We start from the raw sequence: 442 nt of genomic DNA, 5'->3' as shown, positions 1-442 counted from the left end.
GGACCTCATCGGCATCCCGGTGCTCGACCATCTCATCCTCGGAGCGGCCGAGTCGTACGTCAGCATGAAACAGCGAGGTTACATGGGTTGAACGGAATGGAGTGGGGCCGGGGGACCGGTCCCGGTCCGTCCGGTAAGGACAAGGAAGAAAAACGTACGTTTTTCTTTGACTGGATGGGCGACTCGCGTTGCTCTCGCCTGGATCCATAGAGCGGGATCCGGAAAAGGGTCGTTTTCGCATGACGAAAACGCGATGGTTCGTGTGTGAAGGTTGGACGTTGTTTTGGTCTGTCTCGTAAGAAGACTATTTGATGAAATGACAGAAGTGAAAACACGGTTTGTTTATTGAAAATGAGCATGTTTTCTAAACAAGCCCTAGGGCTTGTTTGAAACAACACCAGGGCTTACGTGAAATATCCTGAGATGTTGCTTACGTGGATGC

General features: G+C 50.9%; 1 protein-coding gene. It reads left to right on the top strand.

The genetic code is table 11. From position 1 onward, the window contains the following. The first annotated feature begins 7 nt into the window (after nucleotides 1-7). A complete protein-coding gene (locus KNO72_RS15925; RefSeq protein ID WP_371815870.1) occupies nucleotides 8-91 on the top strand; it encodes a JAB domain-containing protein in 84 nt (27 codons plus the stop codon). The last annotated feature ends 351 nt before the right edge of the window (nucleotides 92-442 follow it).

The sequence above is a fragment of the Exiguobacterium sp. s123 genome (assembly GCF_018617075.1).
In the GTDB taxonomy this organism is placed as follows: domain Bacteria; phylum Bacillota; class Bacilli; order Exiguobacteriales; family Exiguobacteriaceae; genus Exiguobacterium; species Exiguobacterium profundum.
This window is presented reverse-complemented; position numbering and strand designations above follow the sequence as displayed.